At 60.0% G+C, this 21,934-nt stretch carries 21 protein-coding genes and 1 pseudogene; 9 read left to right on the forward strand and 13 right to left on the reverse strand.

Going from position 1 to position 21,934, the window contains the following annotated elements:
* From ABIZ35_RS03845 to pilM, 4 genes and pseudogenes are all read right to left on the reverse strand, one after another.
* A pseudogene (locus ABIZ35_RS03845) lies at window positions 1–423 on the reverse strand (hypothetical protein); the annotation flags it as partial.
* Between the two features lie 30 nt (window positions 424–453).
* Entirely contained in the window at window positions 454–1,242 is a 789-nt protein-coding gene (locus tag ABIZ35_RS03850; RefSeq protein ID WP_348218551.1) for a hypothetical protein, read from the reverse strand.
* The gene (locus ABIZ35_RS03855) at window positions 1,226–1,867 is read right to left on the reverse strand and encodes a PilN domain-containing protein (protein WP_348218552.1); all 642 of its coding nucleotides are present in this window, start codon (window positions 1,865–1,867) and stop codon (window positions 1,226–1,228) included. The genes ABIZ35_RS03850 and ABIZ35_RS03855 overlap by 17 nt, the downstream gene beginning before the upstream one ends.
* A gap of 59 nt (window positions 1,868–1,926) precedes the next feature.
* On the reverse strand, window positions 1,927–3,123 hold the full coding sequence (gene pilM, locus ABIZ35_RS03860; protein WP_348218553.1) for a type IV pilus assembly protein PilM: 1,197 nt from the start codon (window positions 3,121–3,123) through the stop codon (window positions 1,927–1,929).
* 173 nt (window positions 3,124–3,296) lie between these two features.
* Between pilM and ABIZ35_RS03865 the strand changes: the two genes are divergently transcribed.
* From ABIZ35_RS03865 to ABIZ35_RS03875, 3 genes are read left to right on the forward strand one after another with little or no spacing between them, the layout of a single operon-like run.
* Window positions 3,297–4,427 (forward strand): M42 family metallopeptidase, encoded by a 1,131-nt coding sequence (locus ABIZ35_RS03865; RefSeq protein ID WP_348218554.1) that lies wholly within the window; start codon window positions 3,297–3,299, stop codon window positions 4,425–4,427.
* Window positions 4,428–4,433: 6 nt separating this feature from the next.
* Window positions 4,434–4,985: a hypothetical protein gene (locus ABIZ35_RS03870; RefSeq protein WP_348218555.1), complete on the forward strand. Its 552-nt coding sequence runs from the start codon at window positions 4,434–4,436 to the stop codon at window positions 4,983–4,985.
* A complete protein-coding gene (locus ABIZ35_RS03875; protein ID WP_348218556.1) occupies window positions 4,982–5,419 on the forward strand; it encodes a hypothetical protein in 438 nt (145 codons plus the stop codon). Before ABIZ35_RS03870 ends, ABIZ35_RS03875 begins: the two co-directional genes overlap by 4 nt.
* A 66-nt stretch (window positions 5,420–5,485) precedes the next feature.
* On the opposite strand, the gene pgl is transcribed toward ABIZ35_RS03875, so the two are convergent.
* Complete coding sequence (gene pgl, locus ABIZ35_RS03880; protein WP_348218557.1) at window positions 5,486–6,229, reverse strand: 6-phosphogluconolactonase; 744 nt, start codon at window positions 6,227–6,229, stop codon at window positions 5,486–5,488.
* 1 nt (window position 6,230) lies between these two features.
* Complete coding sequence (locus ABIZ35_RS03885) at window positions 6,231–7,184, reverse strand: aldo/keto reductase family protein (RefSeq protein WP_348218558.1); 954 nt, start codon at window positions 7,182–7,184, stop codon at window positions 6,231–6,233.
* A gap of 261 nt (window positions 7,185–7,445) precedes the next feature.
* On the opposite strand from ABIZ35_RS03885, the gene ABIZ35_RS03890 reads away from it, so the two are divergent.
* On the forward strand, window positions 7,446–7,793 hold the full coding sequence (locus tag ABIZ35_RS03890; RefSeq protein WP_348218559.1) for an STAS domain-containing protein: 348 nt from the start codon (window positions 7,446–7,448) through the stop codon (window positions 7,791–7,793).
* 67 nt (window positions 7,794–7,860) lie between these two features.
* On the opposite strand, the gene ABIZ35_RS03895 is transcribed toward ABIZ35_RS03890, so the two are convergent.
* The 7 genes from ABIZ35_RS03895 to ABIZ35_RS03925 all read right to left on the reverse strand — a co-directional run bounded on the left by ABIZ35_RS03895 (window position 7,861) and on the right by ABIZ35_RS03925 (window position 14,310).
* On the reverse strand, window positions 7,861–8,157 hold the full coding sequence (locus tag ABIZ35_RS03895; protein WP_348218560.1) for a hypothetical protein: 297 nt from the start codon (window positions 8,155–8,157) through the stop codon (window positions 7,861–7,863).
* Window positions 8,154–8,579: a DUF1844 domain-containing protein gene (locus ABIZ35_RS03900; protein WP_348218561.1), complete on the reverse strand. Its 426-nt coding sequence runs from the start codon at window positions 8,577–8,579 to the stop codon at window positions 8,154–8,156. The genes ABIZ35_RS03895 and ABIZ35_RS03900 overlap by 4 nt, the downstream gene beginning before the upstream one ends.
* Before the next feature lie 72 nt (window positions 8,580–8,651).
* Complete coding sequence (locus ABIZ35_RS03905; protein ID WP_348218562.1) at window positions 8,652–9,578, reverse strand: ABC transporter ATP-binding protein; 927 nt, start codon at window positions 9,576–9,578, stop codon at window positions 8,652–8,654.
* 22 nt (window positions 9,579–9,600) lie between these two features.
* The gene (locus ABIZ35_RS03910; protein WP_348218563.1) at window positions 9,601–10,452 is read right to left on the reverse strand and encodes an ABC transporter permease subunit; all 852 of its coding nucleotides are present in this window, start codon (window positions 10,450–10,452) and stop codon (window positions 9,601–9,603) included.
* Window positions 10,453–10,471: 19 nt separating this feature from the next.
* A complete protein-coding gene (locus tag ABIZ35_RS03915) occupies window positions 10,472–12,673 on the reverse strand; it encodes a hypothetical protein (protein ID WP_348218564.1) in 2,202 nt (733 codons plus the stop codon).
* Window positions 12,674–12,787: 114 nt separating this feature from the next.
* The gene (locus ABIZ35_RS03920) at window positions 12,788–13,537 is read right to left on the reverse strand and encodes a YebC/PmpR family DNA-binding transcriptional regulator (protein ID WP_348218565.1); all 750 of its coding nucleotides are present in this window, start codon (window positions 13,535–13,537) and stop codon (window positions 12,788–12,790) included.
* 395 nt (window positions 13,538–13,932) lie between these two features.
* The gene (locus tag ABIZ35_RS03925) at window positions 13,933–14,310 is read right to left on the reverse strand and encodes a hypothetical protein (protein ID WP_348218566.1); all 378 of its coding nucleotides are present in this window, start codon (window positions 14,308–14,310) and stop codon (window positions 13,933–13,935) included.
* A 154-nt stretch (window positions 14,311–14,464) separates the two neighbouring features.
* Here ABIZ35_RS03925 and ABIZ35_RS03930 point away from each other — a divergent pair, with 154 nt between their 5' ends.
* The 5 genes from ABIZ35_RS03930 to ABIZ35_RS03950 form a co-directional block, all read left to right on the forward strand.
* Window positions 14,465–14,845, forward strand: a complete 381-nt coding sequence (locus ABIZ35_RS03930) for a DUF202 domain-containing protein (protein ID WP_348218567.1) — start codon at window positions 14,465–14,467, stop codon at window positions 14,843–14,845.
* A 113-nt stretch (window positions 14,846–14,958) separates the two neighbouring features.
* Entirely contained in the window at window positions 14,959–15,348 is a 390-nt protein-coding gene (locus tag ABIZ35_RS03935; protein ID WP_348218568.1) for a BlaI/MecI/CopY family transcriptional regulator, read from the forward strand.
* Window positions 15,345–17,870 (forward strand): M56 family metallopeptidase, encoded by a 2,526-nt coding sequence (locus tag ABIZ35_RS03940; protein WP_348218569.1) that lies wholly within the window; start codon window positions 15,345–15,347, stop codon window positions 17,868–17,870. Before ABIZ35_RS03935 ends, ABIZ35_RS03940 begins: the two co-directional genes overlap by 4 nt.
* A gap of 59 nt (window positions 17,871–17,929) precedes the next feature.
* Window positions 17,930–20,566, forward strand: coding sequence for an alanine--tRNA ligase (gene alaS / locus ABIZ35_RS03945; protein ID WP_348218570.1), 2,637 nt, complete (start codon window positions 17,930–17,932; stop codon window positions 20,564–20,566).
* The coding region (locus ABIZ35_RS03950) for a hypothetical protein (protein ID WP_348218571.1) at window positions 20,563–21,934 on the forward strand (1,372 nt) is incomplete at its 3' end. The genes alaS and ABIZ35_RS03950, both read left to right, overlap by 4 nt.

Here is a 21,934-nt window from a genome sequence, read left to right on the forward strand (position 1 = left end):
GGGAAGCGCTCCCATATTCGGCAGCGGCGACACTTGCGGAACAGGCATGGGAGACAGCGCCGTTAACGAGGCCGTTCCCATGCGACGGTTAGTGAACCGGCGCGGAGCGCTCGGCGGCGTTGGCGGGGCTTCCGCCCTGGCTTTTTGATAGGCTTCTAGAGCAGCTGTGTCGGCGACGCCCGGCAGGAAAGGATCGCGCATCAGCGCCGACGGCGCGGGGGCGGGAGCGATCTCACCGGCGTCTATGACGGCCGCAGCGACCTTCTTCGCCGCTTCGGTCTCCGAGGACTTTGCGGTCTTCGGCGCCTGCGCGGCCGCCGGGGTCGGCGCAATCATTCGAAAAATAAAGAAGCCGAAGACGCCGACCGAAAGGACGATCAGGGCGATCAATTGCGGAAGCTGTTTTTTGTCAATCTTATTCATCAGAGATTTCTCCAAAAACCTCACGCATTTCTAGAGCGTGGCGACGCCGGCTGCACTGTGTATTCCTGCGGCCTTCGAGGCGGCAATCGACCCGGCCACGGTCCCGACGGCTGCGCCCGCGTTCGTCGCCGGCGGCGAAGCGGGAGCCGGAGCGTTTGCAGCGACGGTCGCGGGCGCCGCAGAAGAAGCGACGGCAGTGTCATCATGGAAAACATACGCCGTTAAGTGCAGGCTCGTGGCGACGGTCGGCGAGCTGAGCGGATTCTGATCGGGACCGGCGCTTTCCGGGCGCATCTGCGCGCTGCTGACGGAGACGATCTTCGGGAACCGCGTCAAGCTATAGAGAAATGTCGAAGTGTTCGCGTATGTCCCTTTGACGTCCACGGAAATGTCCAGCGTGTCGTACGGCGGCGGAGCCTTCTTTTTCGTGCTTGAAGATCCGCTGACGACGGGCGGTGGCGGCGGAGGAGGCAGCGGGCGCACTGCGGAGACGGTCAAATGGGTTGAAGCCGCCAGCGCCTGAAGCTGCTGAAGCAATGTTGGAACGTACGAGCTCTGGGAGACCGACGACTCCAAGTCTTTGATTTGCTCAAGCGTTTCGTTGTAAGAATTCTGGGTTAGCTCAAATCGCTTCGCCACTTGTTCACTGCTGCCGACTTCGGCCTCGCGAGTGTCTGCTTTGTTGCGCAACGCGGAAATCTGCGAATTCAGCGCCAGGACGCCCGCGCTGCCGCAGATCAAAATCAAGCCGCCGAAACCCGCGAGCCCCTGAGCGATCTTCTTGGGCGATGCGCCGGTGGCGCTAAGATTTTTGAGCATCGGATACTCCCTTGGCGGCGGGAGCCGCCGGCTGCTTCAGGTGCACGGTCATTTGGAAAGCGACAGTGTCGGTGGTTCCGGTCTTCTGCGACTGGACATACGCCAGATCGACGCTTTCCAGGCTTGGCTCGTGGTTCATGTGCAGCATCGCTTCGCCGACGGCGCCCTGGTTGAGCGCGACTCCGGAGACGCTTAAGGTCGGGGCGTCCCCGGCCGGAGCGGCATTCGCCGTCGCCGGCGCGGCGGCGGCGGAAGGAGTGTTTCCCTGCGTGCCGATGGACGTGAGCCACGTGCGGCTCGGCAGGCTGCGTGTCACCGCGTAGATGCTGTCGTACCAGAAGAGCGTATCGCCTTTCGCGGAGGCGAGGGTCGTGACCTTGGGCATCAGCTTGGATGTCTCTTGCTGCAGCGCCTGGATCGCAGTGACCTTCGGCTGTAGTTTTTGCAGCTTGTTGTCCAGGTCGCCGATCTGTCCGTTGATTCCGAACATACGGGCGCTCATAAACGTGAGCAGCAGGACGAAGACGCCGATCTCGCCGAGAATGGCGTAGACGATCTTGCGGATATTGTTTTCCTGACGCCGCTTTTCCGCGCGCCGGAGGGCTACCATATTGATTGAAGGCATCTCATTGCTCCTTCAGAAGCGAATTAAACGTGAATGTCGAGCGCGATTAGTTCGCGGTGTTAAGCGGCTTTCGCCTTAGCGGCGGGAGCTTTCAAGGCCGCTTTCGACGCGGCTTCGGAGAGCTCTTTGAGTGCGAGCCCGATACAAGTCGAGAAGAGCGGTCCGCCCTCCTCTGTGATTTCCTCGGACAGCGCGTCCGAGTCGATGCTCGGGTTCTGGAAAGCGCTCCGGATTTCGGTCGGCAGTCCCAGGCGCGCCGTCATGTACTGGGCCAGGCCGCGCATTTTCGCGCCGCCGCCGCTGATGATGATACGGGTCACGCCGCCGCCGCCGGTTTCGGAGGTGACGCCGGCCGGCAGGTTTGAGGTCGTCGGGTCCGATAGCTGCGACTGATAGTAGTTGATCGAGCGGCGCACTTCGCGGAGCAGCTCATCGATTGACGGCTGCACTGCCTGCGCCAGGGCCATGGCTTCCGGCAGAGTATCCGGCGTCAGAAGCGCCACCATATCGACGCGGCGCTTGATCTCTTCCAGCTCCGTCCAGTCAATCGTGCGGGAGATCGTCTTAATCGCGTTCGTAAAGCTATCGCCGGCGATGGCGATGCTGCGTGTCAGCGCGAACTTGCCCTCGGTGACGATACAGACATCCGTCGAGGTGGCGCCGATATCGAGCATTGCGACAGTGGCGCTTGCGACACTGTTCGTCTCGTCCAGATCGATCAGCGCCCGCTGCATCGCGAATGTCTCGATATCGATCCCGACCGGCTCCAGACCTGCTCCAGAGAGCGCGCCGAGGCGGCTCTCCACCATCTCGTTCGGAACAGCGACGAGCATAACGCCCATCTTATCGGCCTCGCCTGGCACATCGCCGGTAATTTCAAACTCGATCATGCTGTCTTCGGTCGCGGACGAAATATATTTGGAGGCTTCGTAACGAACGCCCTTGCGCAGCAGAGCTTCAGACATGCGCGGCATCTTCACATGGCGGACGATGACGCTGGCGCCGCTGATCGCGGCGACGGCGCCGTTGGCTTCGATACCGTGCTGATGCATCAGATCGCGGATCGCCTTCGATACGGCGGGGCCGTCCACGATGATCCCATCACGGATGGAATCCAGGGGGGTGGGGCCGGAGGCGGCTTTGAGAATACGCCATCGTCCTCCCGCCGCCTCGGCCAAGGCCACCTTGATCATACGGCTGCCGATATCGAGACCGACCACGGTTTCTTTGCCGAATATTTGCGAAAGTGCGAGCATTTCGACTGATCCTTCCCCACCGCTGGCGGCGTCCGCCCGTAAAATATTATCGATTTGATTATTGGCTTGGCCGGATCAAAACTGGAGACCCACGTATTGTTGCGAGGAGAAATCTTGTACGGATGGGCCTTGCATGCTATAATGTCCTCACAAAACCGTGGGGGTGTATCGCTTTGCCTTTGGAACAGCTGCAGGTACTGAAAGATTTGATCGACGCTCCAAGCCCATCGGGCTTTGAGCAGCCGGCGCAGGAAGTCTACCGGCGCGCGGTCGAACCGTACGCCGATGAAGTCCACACGGATGTTATGGGAAATGCTTACGCCATCCTTAATCCGGGCGGCAATCCCAAGATCATGCTCGCGGGACACTGCGACGAGATCGGCTTTCTCGTCACCTATATCAATAGCGACGGTTATATCTACTTCGGCAGCATCGGCGGACACGACGCCGCCATTACCGTCGGGCAGCGCGTTTTCGTGCACACGGAAACCGGTCCGCTGCTGGGCGTCATTGGGAAGAAGCCGATCCACTTGATGGAGGAAGAGGAGAAGGGACGCAAGACGATCCTGCACGATCTGTTCATCGATATCGGCGCGCAGGGCAAGGCGGCGGTGGCGGAAAAGGTCCAAGTCGGCGATCCGATCACTTATTCCCCCGGCTTCGCCATGCTGGAAGGCGATCTGGCGGTGGCGCACGCGTTCGACGATAAAGTCGGCGCCTTCGCCGTCGCCGAAACCATTCGCCTGCTCAAAGGCAAAACCCTGGCGGCGGCCGTCTACGGCGTTTCGACGGTTCAGGAAGAGATCGGCCTGCGCGGCGCGCGCACGTCATCCTACTTTACCGGCGCGACCGTGGGGCTCGCAGTGGACGTGGGCTTCGCCACAGACTATCCGGGCATGAACAAGAACCGGGTGGGGGATGTGGAGATCGGCAAGGGGCCGACGATCTGCCGGGGCGCGAACATCAATCCGCAGGTTTACAAGATGCTGTGCGAAACGGCGCGCGACCTGGAAATCCCATTCCAGCTATCTTCCGCAGGCGGCGGCACCGGGACAGACGCCAATGCGATGCAGCTCAATCAGGCCGGTATGGCGACCGGCCTCGTCTCCATCCCTCTGCGCTACATGCACACACCCTGCGAACTAGTGTGCCTGGAGGACGTTCAGAATACGGCGCGGCTCATGGCCGGCTTTATTGAGCGCGTCACGGCGGACATCGACTTTACGCCCTCCATGCAGAACCGACACTCCGGCGTTCGGCCGCCCTCGAAGAACGACAAGAAGCCCGAAGACAAAAAGGATTAACCCTCAGTGAGCACACCCCCATATTATCAGAATACTCCGCCGCCGGCGAAGTCCAACTCCAATGGCTGCCTGAAGGCCGCCGGCATCGGCTGCGCCGTCGTCCTCCTCGTGGGGATTATCGGCACAATTTTTGTCGCGCAAAAAGTCAAGCAGGCACTGAACGATCCCAAATCGGGCGGGATCTTCGGTACGGCCGTCAACGCTGGGAAAACGGGCGCCCAGGGCGCGATTATTCGCCAGGCGATCGTGAAGTACCACGATAAGACCGGCGCCTATCCGGTGACCCTGTCGAACCTCATTCCTGCGTACGTTCCGACAGTCGCGGACATGCATGCGCCGACCGACGCCAATCCGGATCCGAAGCATGTTTCCTGGAAATATATGCGCCCTTCGGCTGATGCGGGACCGAAAACGCCGCTGCTCAAAACGGCGATCGTTATTGAGATGGGCGGACAGAAGGCGGAATCCGATGTGGTGATCAATCTGGATGGAACGTCGCAATCCCACAGCAATGCGCAGGGATCGTATGGCGGCGGCCAGCCAGGATCGTCGATGTGAAGAGCGCCGAACTAAAATCGCGTCTGCTGTCTCGCGCCCCGTCGCCCGCGCTGCTGCCTTCGCAGCCGTACGACGCCGTGACGTCGGCGGACATTGAGTATCTGCCGGCCGGCGAGCTCGTCAAGATCGGCCTGCACCTGCTCAACGACGACTTGCCGCGCGCCCACACGCTGTCACAGGCGCTGGAAGGCGAGTCCAGCGCCGACTACTGGCACGCGATCATCCACCGCCGCGAAGGCGACTACAGCAACGCCAAATACTGGCTGCGTCGCGCCGGCCCGCATCCGGTTCTCGTTGCCGTTCATGGGGATGTCGCCGGTGCGGCGAGTTTCGTGGATCAGTGCCGCGATGCGAGTGACGATGACGGGGCGCTTCGGGAAACGCAGCTGCGAGAGATCGCTGCGCTGCTGGAGTTTGTGGAGGGTGAGGAGTGATTCTCGCCTTCCAATAACTTGTTCTCATTGCCCCGCCGATCTTATTGACCGGCGGGGCTTTTCCGTTCAATCTTGTTCCCACAATTTCGTTGTCGCCGGCCGGTCGAGCATCCATGTCACTTTGCCCTCGGGCGCGGTGACGCCTGCGGCTGGGTGCGTTTCCAGCGTCGCTCCACCCTCAAGAATCGCCTGCACCGGCGCGGCTTTGCCCTCGCCTGCAATCAAGAACAAAACTTCCCGTGAGGAATTCAAAATAGGAAATGTCAGCGTAATCCGATCGACGGGCGGCGGCAGCACGCCCGGCGGCGTGGAAACTGCGTAAGCCTTGGTTTCGTGAAGGGCGGCTTTGCCGGGGAAGAGCGACGCGGTGTGGCCGTCGTCGCCCAGTCCCAGCAGTGTCAGATGGAACCATGGCGTCGTTTCCGGGCCGAAGAACTGGGTCAGGGTATCGCTGTACGCCTGCGCCGCTTCCACGCCGGGCAGATCCGTGGTCATGGGGAAGATATGATCGGGCGCTACGGGGATGTCTTTCAGGAGCGACTGCTTCGCCATGCCGTAATTGCTTCGCGGGTCGTCATAGGGAACGAGGCGCTCGTCGCCAAAGAAGATGTAAGTGCGCGACCAATCGATGCGGTCCCGGCGGTCGGGCGCGGCGAGCAGTTTGTAGGTGGCCTCCGGAGTCGATCCGCCGGCCAGCACGAAAAGAAAACGCCCATCGGCGGCGATGGCGCGTCCGGCGGCGTCGATGATCGCATCGGCGGCGGCGATACTCAGGGCTTCTTTATCGTCAAATGACTCAATGATCCGCATGTTACGCCAGCGCCTCCTGAATGGCCGCGAGGGCGTCTGCGGGGATCGTCTGGCCCGATGCGGCGGCGTTGTCCTCGACCTGAGAGGACTTGGATGCGCCGATAATCACGCTGCTGACGTTCGGCTGGCGCAGGCACCAAGCGAGCGCAAGCTGCGACATCGTCATGCCCAGGCTGGCCGCGATCGGCGCGAGGCGCTGGACTTTCGCGAGCACTTCGTCGCTGAGAAGATTGTCTCGGGTGATGAAGAAGTTCTGTTTGGGGTCCACGGCGCGGCTGTCCGCGGGAGGCGGTGCGCCGGGCTTGTACTTGCCCGTCAGCACGCCCTGAGCGAGCGGCGACCAGACGACCTGTCCCAAACCCTCACGCTCGCTGGCGGGGATGACTTCGGCTTCGATCTCGGGTGAGAGCATGTTGTACTTCGGCTGGTTTGAGATGAGAGGGCGCAGGCGCGCTTGCCGTCCATACTGAGCGGCCTCCGTGATCTGCTCCGCGCTCCATTCGGAGACGCCAGCGTAGAGAATCTTGCCTTGCCGCGTCAGGTCGTCCAGCGCCGTCAGCGTTTCCTCCATGGGAGTTTCCGTGTCGTAGCGGTGGCATTGATAGAGATCGATGTAATCCGTGTTCAGGCGGCGCAGCGAGGCGTCGCATTGTTCGAAGATATGTTTGCGCGAGAGACCGCGATCGTTCGGGCCGTCGCTCATGGGAAAGAAGACTTTGGTTGCGAGCACGTAAGACGAGCGGGGGTAGGCGGCGAGTGATGCGCCGACCACTTCCTCGGACTTCCCGCGCGCGTAAACATTGGCCGTATCGAAGAAATTGATTCCCAGATCGTAGGCCTTTTCGATGCAAAGGCGCGCCGCTTCGTTTTCCGTCGCGCCGCCGTATGTGAGCCAGGAGCCAAGGGAGACTTCGCTCACGCGCAGCCCGGACCGGCCCAGATGTCGATAGTTCATGCGTTCCTCCAGCGTAAGCGCTTATGTTCGCTTTTTCTTTGCGTATTCCTGTCGGTGAGCCCGAAAAACGTCGTTCGGAAATTTCATGACGGGACCATGACAAAGCAACATAAAAATGCTATAATCGGTCTGTCGATGTAACTTTGCATGAGGCGCCGGTAAGCGTTTCGGTCCCGGATACTCATGGGTAAGCTAGAGTATCGCGGCTATCGCAAGCGACGCATCGTAGGGAGGTTCGCTCTATTGTTACTTGAGATTGACGTGCAACCAACGCCGGATCAGATCCCTGTCGTTCACCTGAAAGGTGAGATCGACCTGCACACCTGTGGCGCGTTCCGCGACACGCTCCGTGATTTGATTGAAAGCAAGCGGTATAATATCGTCATCAACCTTGCGGACGTTCCCTATCTGGACAGCGCCGCACTCGGAGTCTTGGTCGACGCCGTGCGCCGTGTTCGCGAGCATGACGGCAGTATCAGCCTGGTCGCGACGACGCCGTTCGTGCGCCGAGCCTTCGAGATTACGCGCCTCGTCAAGATCTTCCACCTGTTCGACGACGAAGCCGCCGCGCTGGCGGAAATCCGCACCGATAAAGTCGTAGCGGAATAGCCTTCTCATTCAAATCGCCTCGCCGGAATTTCCGGCGAGGCGATTTTTGTTTGGTCTATTCCTGACATTACTCCGTCGCCGCATAAAGCGCCTCGGAGATATGGCCCACATTCGCAATCAGATCTCCACTGTCGCTCTGCAACAGCTCGCGCAGCGTCTCAGGCTCAAAGAGCTGGAAAAACTGGTTCGTGATTTCGGCGCGGCTCAGAAGCGGGGGGAGCGCATCCTGATTGGCGCGCACCCATTCCCGAACCTCCGTGTATGTCTGCTCGCGGCGCGTGTCCGGCCCGTACTGCGCCGCGAGGCAGAGCACGCTGGTGAAGAGCTCATACCGCTCCAGCAGGGCGTCCTCCAGCGGCGTCATGCTTTGTCTTTGTCGCGCTGGGCCACGTAGTTCAGGCGCAGGTCGTTTACCAGGTTGCGCAGTTCCCGGCGGCCGTTCGGGGGCAGGATCGTTTCGGGCGCTTTCTCCATGTGCGTGACGAGATCCGCCACGACATCAATCGCGACTTTAGCCTGCGGAAGATCCGCAATCGCCTCGCCGGTCTGCGGGTGCGCGATCAGGCCCAGCTTATGCCACGCTTCCGTGGCGAGCAGCGACATCACATACTGCAGGAGCTGGTAGACGTCGGGCACGGCGTCCATATCGTCCGCGCCGTCGACTGCGGTCGATGCGGACGGTTCCACCGGGGCTTCCGTTTCGAACCCCGCCTGATCTTCCGCGGGCGCTATATCCGCCGCCCCGCCGCGCTTGTCAACGAAAGTAAAAGTCTCTTCTTCAGCCATTTTGTGTCCCTCTGTGCGATAGAACGTTCGAGAGTGATTCTAGCACAAATACTGGGATGCGTTCAACTGAAATTACTGCACGAGTCCTTTGGTGACTTTCATGAAGATGTCTTCCAGGTCGGTTTGCTGTTCCGTGAAGCTGAGAATGCGCAGGCCTTTTTCCACCAGCAGCCGGTTCAAATCCGCCTGGGCCTCCAGATCGCCGTTGAAGTCCACATGGAGTTTCGAGTCCAGTGTGCGGACGGCGCGGACACCGGGGAGCGAATGGGTGGTCTCCGCCGCATGCTCCAGATCGCCGAGGATGCGGATCTCCAGTGTCTTGCCGCCGGAGACCTGGGACATGATTTCCTGAACGTCGCCTGAAATCAGCATCTCGCCGCGCTCGATGATCCCGACCTTGTTGCAGAAGTCGGCAAGCTCGGGCAGAATGTGCGAGGAGATGATGATCGTCTTCCCCATCGCCTTGAGTTCTTTGAAAAGCTCCTTGATCTCGATGCGCGCGCGCGGGTCGAGACCGGACGCAGGCTCGTCGAGCAGCAGCACCTTGGGATCGTGGATCAAGGTCTTCGCCAGGCACAAGCGTTGTTTCATGCCCGTGGAGAGCTCTTCGACATAGTTGTCTTTTTTGCCGATCAAATCGGTCAAGTTCAGAACATCGTCAATAATTCGGGGCCGCTCGTTGCGCGGCAGGCGATAAGCGCTGGCGAAGAAGTCGAGATACTCCCACACCCGCATGTCGTCGTAGATGCCAAAGAAGGCGGGCATGTAGCCGATGCGCTCGCGCACGGCTTCCGGGTTCGCCACCACGTCCACGCCGTCGATGTACGCCTTGCCGGAAGAAGGCTTGAGCAGTGTCGCAAGCATCTTGATCGTGGTGGTTTTACCGGCGCCGTTTGGGCCGATGAAGCCAAAGATGTCGCCGGCTTCCAACTGGAGGTCAAGCTCCTTGACAGCCGTCAGACCCTTGTATTCCTTACGCAGTTTTTCGATTCGAATCACGCTGTTCCAAGCCTTCCCAACCTCAGCGCTCTCGGCTGGGCTTTCGATATCTTGCCGTCATAAATGTGAACATCAGCGCCGTGAAAATTGCCGTCAGGGCCGGATACGCCGTCAGCATCATCTGCCGTGAGAAGGTCCACTGGTCCACCATATAAGAGGGGGTCGTGTAAGACGAAGTATTGTAAATCTCCTGAAGGTCGATCATGACCAGGAACGGATTGAGCCAAAGAATCGGGGTGAGCTGATGGTAGTAGGTGTATTGTGTATAATCCCGATCCGCCATTAGCTGGAAGAAGATTTCGTTGACAAGGAGCGTTCCCAGGCATAAAAATACGGAGATCAGCAGCGCCGTGGCTGTCGCGGCGGCGGTGCGCCGCGCAACGTACGAGCAGAACATGCCCATCGCCGAATAGAACCCGCTGGTCATCACCAAAATGACGAGGGTGAGCAGCCCCTGAACGAACGGGAGATGGCCTTTGATTGCGACGGCGATCATTAGCGGGGCGAGGATGACGAGCGTGATGCCGAGCAGCATCTGCCGCGCCGTCCATTTCCCCGCGAGGATCTGCATCGGCGTGAGCCGTGTGACGACGAGGCCTTCCCAGGTCTGCTGTTCCCGCTCCTGGGAAATCGCGGTGGCGGCCAGGGCGGGAGCGAGCAGCACGATCAGCGCGAGCAGACCGTAAGCGATGACCCACCAGAGAGTGGAGGCGTCGTCGGGGCGACCGCGGTTGATCAGCGTGATCAAGCGGGCGTAACAGAGCAGTGCGAGCACCGCAACGACGGAGCCGCCGCGAAGAAGCGTTTGCTTCGAAACGCGCCGCCAGCGCAAACGGCTGCGAACTTCGCGGAGCAGTACGGGATTTTCCGACAATGAGGGCATTGTTTCCTGCTTATCGAACGGGAATGTGAACGACAATCAGCGCGACATCGTCACGCTTGGGTGTTTGTCCATCGATCTTGAGCGGCGGCCCCGCGATCGCGCCGTCGGCGCTCCAGCCGACTAGCAGGGCTTCGTCCGCGCCAGTCTGAAATGGCTTTTTAATCTCTTCCGGATCGAATCCGTAGTACGCATATCCCTGCTGCCCTCGACTGCGGGCAATGGACTGCGCCATATTTGCCAGCGCTCGCTTCATTCCCTCGGACGAGGTGGTGGGCTGCTGGTGGCCGAACGTCGCAAACGATCCGCCGATGTAGGCGTCGAGCCCCCCGCGCTCCCATTTTCGTTTTTGGTCCAGCGTGAGCGAGGCGCCTGGAGCGAAGTCGTCGATCATCGACCACGATCCATTCCAGTAGATCGCGCAATGGGTCAGCGGATACGGCGTATGATTGGCGAGCGAGCCTGTGCAGATCGCCGAATTCGGAACGGCGCGCAGGGCGCCGTCGATCGTTCCGCCCAAATCCACAGACGACTGCACGTCGAAGGTGCGCATGGACCACATGTTCACGCCCATGCCGCGCAGCGCCGTTCCGCCGCCGGTCGCGACATAGTGAACGCCGCCGAAGTTCGACGCATCCGACGCCGACCAGCCACCATAATTCTCGACTGGGCCCGGATCGGCGGCGACGGCGGTTGGATTGCCGAGGTCGATGTCATAACTGGCCCGATGTGAGGAAAAAACGCCGCATCCCGAATACGCGGCGGCAAGCGAGCCGCCGGCGCTGGTTTCCAGCACCATCGCCCGATTATAGAACATCGATCCGCCTTTGGAGGAGTAACCGACCCCGTAGGCGCCCAGTGACACCAGCACGACAAGAGCAGGAATCGTTACCCACGCCCATTCCCGCCGGTCTAATTTTTTCAGGACAAAATAATTGACGGGGACGAGAATAATAATGTAGAGACCCAGAAAGAGCGCCACGGACAAAATATCCGGTGCATTGAGCTGGGGCACATGAAGCACAATGTCCGAGATACGTTCTTTCTTAGTGGGACCGTACTGCGGCCCGTTCCCGCGCTCTTCGCCGTCCATTATGTAGGGCGTCAGCGCCGGAGCGCCCATGACGACGCCGCGCCAAAAGCGGCGCTCCGCGCCGCCGGTCCATGCGCGAAACGGCGCCGATGTCGGGTCGTACGCCAGCATCAGAACGGAGCCGGCGCCGTACCTAGCGGACAGCATCAGCGGCGCGCCTTCGGGCGATTTTTGGAGAATTACGGGAGCGCCTACGCCCGAGGGGATCAATCGTCCCGCGATCGTCGAGCCCGTCGGTAGTGGGACAGGCGCGCCGGTTCCGGCGAAGCGTGCGGGCAGAAACTGCTGAAGCCCTGCCGGCAGCGCGCCGCCGGACACGGAGCCTGAGCCGCCGTAGACGACCAGCCGTCCGCCGGAAAGCGTCCAGAGCTGCAGCGCCTGCACCTGGGCGTCGGAAAGGGAATCCAGAGCCGCGTCCGCTCCCAGCAGCACGGCGTCCACGCCCCGGTAACCTGCGGCGCTGTCCGGCAGGTCCCCCGGCTGCGCCGAGACGGCCTGCACGGTAGGGATGCGAGTGACCCCAGAGTTCGGCCCGCCCATATTCGGATTGGTGGACGCCTGTAGCTGCGGCTCGACGCCGGCGGACGTATGCCGCAGGCCCAGGCGCAGGCCGCTGAGGAAAGAGGCTCCGGCGGGATCCGAGCCAACACCGACGACGAACAAGTCTCCGGCGGGGATCATCACGCCTGAAAATGGCCGGACATGATAATTTGCGGAGGTTACGATCTTCGCCGCCACATGTCCTTCACCGCGATCACCTTCGGCGAATTGCACCGTGAAGTTGTCGCGGACAGGATCGAAATCGCGGGCGTAAACGGTAAAGCGCTGCGGCGCGCCTTGCGTTGGGGGAATGGTGGCCGGAACCGCGAAGACCTGCGTCTGATCGAAACGATGGTTTTGCTGGGGGCCGTTTGAGTCCGCCAGCACCTGGATTTGGCCGTGATAGGTTTCAGAACTGCGGTTTTGGACCGCGACAGTCACAGGAATCCAGGAGCCGGTGCGATATTTGCCGCCGATGCCGAGATCCGCATGAAGCGCGAGATCCTGGGCGGTGGCGGCGCGGGGAAGCGCCGTCAAACCCGCCAGAAGCGGGATCATTACGCAAATCGGTGCGAGACGCATGTGAGAACGGCGACGCCTTTTGGCTTCGCGGGGGAATATCGTGGAGCCCGTTATCGGCATCGCCGTCCGCCTCTCGCTTCGACCCAGGCGGATTGGGTCAGGGAATAATGCTCGTTAGCCGCCGGCCGCCGGATCGCCTTCCGGAATATCGAAGTTCGCGTAAACTTTTTGAACGTCGTCATTATCTTCCAGATAGTCCATCAGCCGCAGCACCTGGCCTGCTTCCTTGCCACTGACTTCCACGGTGGTTTGCGGGATCATCGAGTGCTCAGCGGATGAGTATTTGATATTCGCCGCATCCAGCGCCTTTTGCACGGCGTTCAGGTCGCCCGGATCGGTTGTGATTTCGAAGCCGCCGTCATCCGTCGCCTGGATATCCTCGGCGCCGCCTTCAATGGCCGCTTCCGTGACTTTTTCCTCATCGGCGACGTCGGGATCGATAATAATGACGCCCTTCGGATCGAACAGATACCCGACGCTGCCGGATTCTCCGAGCCGTCCGCCCGTTTTGGTAAAGTAGGAGCGAACGTCGGAGACGGTCCGCTGCTTGTTATCCGTGAGGCACGCGACCAGGATGGCGACGCCGCCGGGGCCGTATCCTTCGTAGGTCATTTCTTCGTAGGATGCGCCTTCGAGTTCGCCAGTTCCGCGCTGAATGGCGCGCTTGACGTTATCGGCGGGCATCGACGCCTCGCGCGCTTTCGCCATGGCGTTACGCAGCGTGATGTTGGTGTCGGGATTGCCGCCGCCAGACTTCGCCGCCACGATGATTTCCCGGGCGATCTTCGTAAAGATCTTTCCGCGGTCGGCATCCATCTTGCCCTTCTTTAGGCGGATATTATGCCATTTACTATGTCCAGACATGCACTATCACCTTCTTGAACGATATTCTTCGCATTTGGTTTCGCGTGATTCTATTATAGTACGAACCGATGGGATTTGGCAACCGTGCGGGAGAGACCTATCCCCCCGCCGAAGTAAACTTCGGCCTCCCCCTTTTCCAGCAAGGCCCTTCGGGCGGGAATGGGGGTGTTTGTAATTACATTCCAGGCGAGTGTTCCGTTTTTGTGAAAGGAGTAAATGTGGAGTGAGAGAGGTAAACTGGCGAAGAGTTTGGTTTCGTGGGAGCTTTTGTCCGGAGGTCTGTTCGGAATGAAGAAACGATGGCCATTGACGGCCATTTTGCTTTTAACTTCGGCGGCGCTGTCGACAATCGCCGCCCAACCCCGCCGAAGTTTGCTTCGGCGGGGAATATAGGACTACTCGCACTGCTCCGAAATAATAAGCCGCTGAAGTTCTTTCAGTGAATAGGGGTCGATGTCGATCTCGGGAGCGGTCGGGGGGGCGTCGTCGGCCGTCGGCCCGGCGGCGTCGCTGGCGATGCAGGCGGCGTAGCGCCGCACGGCTTCGATCTGAACTTGCACCTGCTCCATCGCCAACGTGCTTTCCGGAGCAGACGCCGTGTCAGGAGACGCGGCCGCTGTTGCAAGATCCTCGCAAAGCGCGCAGATCTGCTCGATACTCACCGCCAGCGATTGACTGGTCTCACGCCAGAGTTTGATCTGCGACAGGTCTTCCTGCCGCCGCGACTCCCGACCCTGCTTGCGCCCGCGCGATAACCATTCCATGGGAAACATAAGAGAATTCCTTTAGCCTTACTTTGCCGCGTCCTGCGGCGATAGTTCCATTGTCGGACTGTGATTGGGCTGACCAAAGAGGAGAGAGGAAAAACCGGCAATTGAACGGGCGGCGGAGGATATGCTACACTGCCATACAATGCCTGGAAGGACAATGCGTTCAGTGATCTCTCCGAAAGTAACGGAACATTTAGCCAATGAGCGGACGTTTCTCGCCTGGGTGCGCACGGGAATCGCGCTGATGGGCTTTGGCGTATTAATCGTCCGACTGCGCTACTTCGAACTGCAATTATCATCCATCGGCGCGCCCCCCCATCACGCCTCACACGGTCGCGCCACGCTGCTCGGTCTGCTCTTCGCCGTCTTCGGCCTCCTCGCCGTGATGTTCTCAGCGATTACCTACTCCAAAACCCGCGCGATGATCGACGACGGCAATTACCAGCCGCCTAGCCGCATCGTCATGACCTTCGTCGCCGTCCTGTCCGTCCTTGGGATCGGAACCGTGGCGTATCTGCTCACCCTGGGCGACTCTTAGATTTTTACGCATATCCTTTCTCCTGAAAATAAGGCTTGACATCCGTCGTTTAGTATAGTAAACTTATCTCAATCGTTTAGTTTACTAAATCTAGTCTGTTAGAGGGATGCGATATGGCCGATAAGCCACTGAAATTGGGCAAGGTGCAGCTGCGAATCATGCAGGTGCTTTGGGACGAGGGCGAAGTGACGGCGCGGCGTGTGACGGAGGCGCTGAGCGAGGTCGAGCCGATCGCGCACAGCACGGTGCAGACACTGATGCGCACGCTGGAGGAGAAGGGCGCGGTCGGTCATGAAGTCCGGGATCGTACCTTTGTGTTCCGGGCGATCCGGCCACGCGCGGAAGTGACGGAGACGGCGACCCGCGATCTGCTGTCCCGGGTCTTCGGCGGATCTGTGTACGGGTTGGTATCACATTTGCTGACGCATGAAGAGGTCTCGTCAGAAGAGATCGGGCGTCTGCGCGAACTGATTGAGCGGGAAGGGCGGGAGGCGAAGCAATGAACTCAGAAATGCTGTTTGAGCTGTGCCGGTCGGCGATCCAATCGGGGATCGTCCTGCTGCTGCAATCGTGCGCCGTGCTGCTGGCGGGGATGGGGATCGGCCGAGCCGCCCATCGCTTTGGCCCGTTTGTCCAGTCGTTTGTTTATCGCATGACGCTGGCGACGCTGGCGGTTTTGATCCTGACGTCCGTATACGCCGCGCCTTCGATGCGCGTCCTTTGGCGGATCTCATTGCCCTCGCATCACATCGCACAGTCCGCGCCTCTTTCGGTTGGCGCGCCTCCTTTGGTAAATGCTGTCCAGCCTATGCAAGGTTCGGAGACTGCCGCGCCTTCTTCCACCCCTGTTTCTTCCGTCGCGGGAGCCAATGTGTGGGGCGATCTCTCGTCGGCCACTCAGAAGGCGGCTTCGGCTACGAAGCCTTCGTGGACGGCGGGCGCCGAGCCGTATTTCGTGGGCGTCGCTCTTTGGGTCGTTGTCGCGCTTTTGCTGCTGGGACGGATTGCATATGGGCAGATCGGTCTGGCGCTCCTTCGGCGTAATGGCGTATTGATTTCGACTGGCTCCGAAGCCGACATGGTGCTGGAGTTGTGCCGGGAGCGTTCCATCCAGCCTCTGCCGCTGCGGCTTGTTCCGGGAATTCGGGGGCCGCTGCTTGCCGGGGCCTGGAGGCCAGAAATTTGGCTTCCTGAAGATTTCGTCGGAAATATGGAGCCGGGGGTGCTGAGAGCGGTGCTGGCGCATGAGATTGCGCACTTTGAACGGTCCGATAACGCCTGGATGCTGCTGGCGAGGGTGCTGCGCGCCCTGATGTGGCCGCAAGCCCTGCTTTGGGCGCTGCGCGCGGAGATGGCGAAGAGTGCGGAAAACGCCTGCGATGCATTAGTGGTCGATGGCGGATGTCCGCGTCACGAATACGCCGAATGCCTGCTGCTGCTGACCGAGCGCCTTGCGCCGTCGCGCTGGGAACGTTCGCTCGGCGCGAGCGCCGTCCCGTTCCGTTCGCAAATTGGCCGCCGGATTCAGGCATTGATGAGTGCTTCCCGCACTCCGCGCACTCCGTCGGGATGGATGAAGGCTGGCGCGGCCGGGGCCGCCGTTTTGTTGATCGTGGGCGCGCTGACACTGGTCTCAACGGGAGGTCGAAGAACTTGGGTCGTCGACAATTCCGAGACGGCGTGGTCAGCCTCACCGGGATACCTCAGCCAGTTTACACTGCCGGCGGAAAATGGGTGGAAAGCGGCGCCTGTCATGCTTCCGTCAATTTTTGAACAGCCGACTGTGGAACATCCTGCTCCTTCGGTTTTGTCCGATGAGGAGCGCGATTTGGTGCGCAGTTGCCATCAAAACGCTGCATATTATATGGAATCGATTGACGGCGTATCTTCCCTGCACGATCGCCGTGAACTTGAAAATATTCTGGCGAAGCATCCTCACTTTTTCTTCGCCGAATATCTGCTCGGCGTTTGGTGTGCGCATGCGGGCGATGAGGCCGGTCACCAGCGCTGGCTTGCACAGTCGCTTCAGGACGCTCCCGCGGTTCTCGCCGGCCGCATTCAATTCGACGATGGGCGCCCGGTTCCCGGATATACCTTCAAGCCGAATATTGCCTATTACTCCAGCGCATACTTTATGGAAGAGCATAGTGATTACAACGACACTCAGCGTCTCGATTATCCGGATGTGACCACCGACGCGCACGGCTGTTTCTATCTGCCCGCATTTCATGCGATTGCGCAGATGATTGGGTGGAGCGCCAGTACGGCGAAGAAGTCGTCCAGCAATTCTGGCGCGGCCAAAGCAGCGAGAAAGATGGTAATGATGCCGCCGCAAGGGCTTACCGACGGGCTGATACGGTTTCGCTCTACCGAAAGAGTTGGCGTTATGCCGCCGATTGTTGTGCGTCCATACATGCAATGGCTGTCGCCTATCAGCGCTGCGAGCCAATCGATGGATCATCCCGAGAAGATACACGGGGCCACAATGAAGATTGCCTGGAAGCCGTTTCCGGGGGCTGTGACATACGACGCGCATATGGTGGAAATCGTCCGCCATGGCGCGGGATATACGCAAACAGATGTTGGATACGAAACAAATGAGCCTCACTTCCATGGGAGCCACGGAAATCCATCCACGGAAATGACGCTCGCGCTGAATGGGAATCAGCCAACATTTTATCGCGGGCGTGTTTATCAAATCGTGATCTCGCCACGGGACGCGCAGGGGCGTCAGTTGTCGAACACCTACGATTACAATTTTCAGCCACTGGACGCCTTGGCGCCGCTTGCCCTCAGCAAAACGAACGTCCTGAAGACATTTCCGCCTGGCGTTACGATCGCTTCGTTCCAGCAAACCGGTAATCTTACCGTGATCCGTGGAACGATGCCGACGCCCGTGAACTTGCAGATGGTGACCGATCGTGATTTCTTTGGTCTGAAACTAGACCATATCCTCACGAAATCCCACTATGTGGGCAGTGTCAATCGAAATGATATGACTTTTGAGATCGCGTATAAGCACTAGGTTCTCTCATTGGCTGTGCTATAATGGTAGGCTAAGCACGCCTTTTTGGGAGATAACGAATGCTCGGAAGTGAATTACGCCGTCTTTATCTGGAATTCTTCGAGTCGAAGGGAGCGCTGCGGCTCCCTTCGGACTCGCTGGTTCCTGACGATCCGACCCTGCTGTTCACGTCGGCCGGTATGGTCCAGTTTAAGCCCTACTTCTTAGGGACGCAGACCGCGCCGCGCAACAGTGTGGCGACGGCGCAGAAGTGTCTGCGCACCACGGACATTGAAGACGTCGGCGACACCTCGCACTGTACGTTTTTCGAGATGCTCGGCAACTTCTCGTTCGGTGATTACTTCAAGCCGGAAGCCATCGCCTGGGCCTGGGAGTTTATCTTCGACGTTCTGAAGCTGGACCTGGGCCGTATCCGCGTGACGGTATTCGAGACCGACGACGAAGCTTATGAGCTTTGGCGCAAAGTCGGCATGCCGGAGAACAAGATCTTTCGGTTCGACGAGCATTCCAACTATTGGCCGGCGGGCGTTATCTCCAAGGGACCGAACGGCCCCTGCGGCCCGTGCTCCGAGATCTTCTTCGACACCCAGCCGCACTTGCCGCCTACGCCCGACGGTGTTTGGGACGACAAGCGGTGGCTGGAGATCTGGAACCTCGTCTTCACCCAGTTTGACCGCGGCGAGGGCGGGACGCTGACCCCGCTTCCCAAGAAGAACATCGATACGGGAATGGGCCTGGAGCGCACGGCGGCGGCGATCGCCAACCTGCGCGGCCCGTTCGAGACGGACCTCTTCGCTCCGATCCTGCGCAAGCTGGAAGAACTTTCCGGCAAGAAGTATGGCGGCAGTGACGATGACAAAACGGACATCGCGTTCCGGCGCATCGCCGACCATGTCCGTGCGACCGCGTTCTGCCTGGCTGACGGCGTACTGCCGTCGAACGTCGGACGCGGTTATGTCCTGCGCCGCATCATGCGCCGCGCCGTGCTGGCGGGACGAACGACGCTGGGACTGGATAAGCCGTTCCTCACGGAAATCATGCCGGTGGTCGTCGAAGCGCGCAAGGACGACTATCCCGACCTGGAGGCGAAGCTCGAAACGATCCTGCGTTACGCCACGATCGAGGAAAAGCAGTTCCGGCGCACTTTGGAATCCGGCTCGGCGCGTTTGAATGCGCTGCTGGAGAGCGAGCACACCAAGACGACGCGCACCTTGAGCGGCGAGGATCTTTTCAGTCTGTTCACGACCTATGGCTTCCCGGTCGAGCTGACCACGGAGCTGGCGCAGGAGCACGGGCTGCAAGTCGATCAGGCGCGCTATGCCGAGCTTTGGGAGCAGCATCTGAAAATCTCCGAGGGCGGCAAGGAGCGCGAGGTCTTTATCGACAGCGTTATCCCCGAGCTGCGCCAGCTGGAGCATAAGACGACGCTGTTCGTCGGCTACAACGAGACGCTCACGCAGGCTGTGGTGCAGGCGATCGTCAAAGATGGCGCATTGGTCCAATCGGCGTCCGAGGGCGAGAACGTGCAGATCGTCCTGGATCAAACGCCGTTCTACGCGGAATCCGGCGGTCAGGTCGGCGACAGCGGCTGGCTGCGCGGCGAGGACGGCGCGTTCGACGTGTCCGAAACCCGCAAAGACAGCGGCTACTGGTTCCACCACGGGCAGGTCGGCCATGGCGAGATCAAAGTCGGTGAGCGCCTGGACGTGCGGATCGACGAGGGACGCCGCGCGAACATCGAGCGCAATCACACGACGACTCATCTGCTGCAAAAGGCGCTCAAGGTCATACTGGGCGATCATGTCCAGCAGCGCGGCTCGCTGGTCGGCCCGGACCGTCTGCGCTTCGACTTCTCGCATGATAAGGGCATGACGCCGGGAGAAATTCGGCAGGTGGAAGCTCTCGTCAATGAGAAGATTATGGACGACATCGAAGTACGCACCTTTGAGAAGCCGATTGAAGAAGCAAAGAACATGGGCGCGATGATGCTGTTCGGCGAAAAGTACGGCGACATCGTGCGCGTCGTGCAGGCCGGAGATTACAGCGTCGAGTTCTGCGGCGGCACCCATCTCAAGCATACGTCACAGGCGGGCCTGTTCAAGATCGTCAGCGAAAGCAGCATTCAAGCGGGCGTCCGGCGTATCGAAGCCGTCACGGGCAAATCGGCGCTGATGCGCACGCTGGATCAGGAGCGCTTGCTCAGCGATGCGGCGAGCCTCTTGAAGACCCAGCCGATGAACGTTCTGGCGTCTCTGGAAAAGCTTCAGGCCCAATTGAAGGATCGCGAGCGTGAGCTGGCTGTGCTGCAAAAGGCGGCGGCGGGCAATCAAGTCGATGGTCTGATCGAGAACGCCAAGGAGTTTAATGGCTTCCGATTGGTGAATGCCCAGATCGCCGGCGCGGACGCCGAGACCCTTCGGACACTGATCGAGGAGATCCTGAATCGCCTGCAATCGGGCGTCGTAATCCTCGGCAGTGGTGAAGGCGAAAAAGTTTCCCTGGCTGTCAAGGCAAGCAAGGACATGGTCGGACGCGGCGTTCACGCCGGCAACATCGTCCGCGAGGCCGCCAAGATCGTGGGCGGCGGCGGCGGCGGTCGGCCCGAGTTCGCTCAGGCCGGCGGCAAGGACGCCTCCAAGCTCGCGGAGGCCCTCGCCACCGCCGAGCGCATCGCCCTGGAAGCAGCCGGCGCGTGACCCGCTTCTGTCTGATCCTCCTCTTCATCGCGGCTTTGCTGCCCTGGACATCCCCCGTCCAGGCGCAGCAGGCCGCCACAGACCCACAGCCACACCTTCTGATTATCATAGCGGATCATCTGACGCTTGCTGATTTCCATCGTCCCGATTGCCCAAACCTCCTTTCCGCCACGCAATACGGTCAAAGCGCTCTGATGTCCCCGGGACTTGCGCATGGCGCCGATCCGGTCTCGGATGTCTATGCAACATTTGGCGCCGGCGACACCATTCGCAAGGGGGAGATCCTTCAGGGATCACTGGCGGATACTCTGCGTGGCGCCCACATTTCATTCACGACGATCGGCGACGCGGATGGAGACGACACGGGAATATTTCGGCCTGTCGATCTCTTTCTCCCAGGCGCGCCTCATCTGACGGGCGGCTTTACGCGCGATCCACTCGCTCCAGGCGGTATGCGTTGTGACGCTCCGCTTCTCAGTGATCTCTCAAAATCCGCGCTTTTAGTGAACGATCTGGTGGTCGTCCACGATGGCGATTTTGCTCGTTTGGAGCGCGAAAACAGGGCGGGCATTTTGACTCCCGCCGCGTACGCCGCGCATCGCCGCCGCGCATTGATGCGCCTGGATGATTTTGCCGGAGAGGTTCAAGAGCCCAGTCCTTCGATTTCGAATAATTTTCCGGTTCAAGTGTTTTTCCTCGTTCCTTGCGGGCCACTCGATTCGAACGGGCAATGGGATCGCCTGACTCCGTTCATCCGACTTCCCGGCAGAGGGCGTGTCCATCTTTTGACGTCGGACACTACACAGACAACGGGGATCGTCGCGGCGCGCGACATTGCGCCGACGATCCTGGCGGAATTTTCCCTTCCATTGCCGGTTACCATGACTGGAGCGTCGATCCATGACGATGCCTCATGGACGATCCTGGAGCGTTTGGACCGTCTTACATATCTCAATCAGAAAATCCAGCTGCCGTTCTTCTGGGGGCTGGGCGTTTTGGGCGGCGGACTTGTCTTTTTCGCGGTTTGGTTTTATCTCGCCACTCGAATAGAGCCTCGTCCACTAGCGCGGCGCGTTTTGCAGTTTGGCGTGCGTATGCTCGCTGCTTGGCCTTTAGCGTTGTTAATTGCGCCTTTGTCCGTCCCGCCTGTGCTTCCCGTTCAAACCCTGGCGCAATATCTGGCGGCAATTTTTCTCGTGACGGCGCTCATCGCCTTGTTACCTTCGCCTGGCAAAATCGCCATAGCGACCGCTGGCGTACTGATCGTGGACGCTGCATGTGGAACTTCGCTAATATCGCAGTCGGCCCTGAGCGCTTATTACCTTTCGGGGATACGTTTTTATGGGATCGGCAACGAATCTATGGGCG

The sequence above is a fragment of the Capsulimonas sp. genome (genome assembly GCF_039929585.1).
Classification (GTDB): domain Bacteria; phylum Armatimonadota; class Armatimonadia; order Armatimonadales; family Capsulimonadaceae; genus Capsulimonas.

Coding starts and splice junctions, on each gene's coding strand:
- ABIZ35_RS03895 (WP_348218560.1), bottom strand. CDS start 8,157: ATGACGCCGCTGGAGGACGCCCTGCTGGAGCGGTATGAGCTCTTCACC.
- pgl (WP_348218557.1), bottom strand. CDS start 6,229: ATGCGGATCATTGAGTCATTTGACGATAAAGAAGCCCTGAGTATCGCC.
- ABIZ35_RS03850 (WP_348218551.1), bottom strand. CDS start 1,242: ATGCTCAAAAATCTTAGCGCCACCGGCGCATCGCCCAAGAAGATCGCT.
- ABIZ35_RS03925 (WP_348218566.1), bottom strand. CDS start 14,310: ATGTTTCCCATGGAATGGTTATCGCGCGGGCGCAAGCAGGGTCGGGAG.
- ABIZ35_RS03935 (WP_348218568.1), top strand. CDS start 14,959: ATGGCCGATAAGCCACTGAAATTGGGCAAGGTGCAGCTGCGAATCATG.
- ABIZ35_RS03900 (WP_348218561.1), bottom strand. CDS start 8,579: ATGGCTGAAGAAGAGACTTTTACTTTCGTTGACAAGCGCGGCGGGGCG.
- ABIZ35_RS03940 (WP_348218569.1), top strand. CDS start 15,345: ATGAACTCAGAAATGCTGTTTGAGCTGTGCCGGTCGGCGATCCAATCG.
- ABIZ35_RS03930 (WP_348218567.1), top strand. CDS start 14,465: ATGCGTTCAGTGATCTCTCCGAAAGTAACGGAACATTTAGCCAATGAG.
- alaS (WP_348218570.1), top strand. CDS start 17,930: ATGCTCGGAAGTGAATTACGCCGTCTTTATCTGGAATTCTTCGAGTCG.
- ABIZ35_RS03920 (WP_348218565.1), bottom strand. CDS start 13,537: ATGTCTGGACATAGTAAATGGCATAATATCCGCCTAAAGAAGGGCAAG.
- ABIZ35_RS03855 (WP_348218552.1), bottom strand. CDS start 1,867: ATGCCTTCAATCAATATGGTAGCCCTCCGGCGCGCGGAAAAGCGGCGT.
- ABIZ35_RS03915 (WP_348218564.1), bottom strand. CDS start 12,673: ATGCGTCTCGCACCGATTTGCGTAATGATCCCGCTTCTGGCGGGTTTG.
- ABIZ35_RS03885 (WP_348218558.1), bottom strand. CDS start 7,184: ATGAACTATCGACATCTGGGCCGGTCCGGGCTGCGCGTGAGCGAAGTC.
- pilM (WP_348218553.1), bottom strand. CDS start 3,123: ATGCTCGCACTTTCGCAAATATTCGGCAAAGAAACCGTGGTCGGTCTC.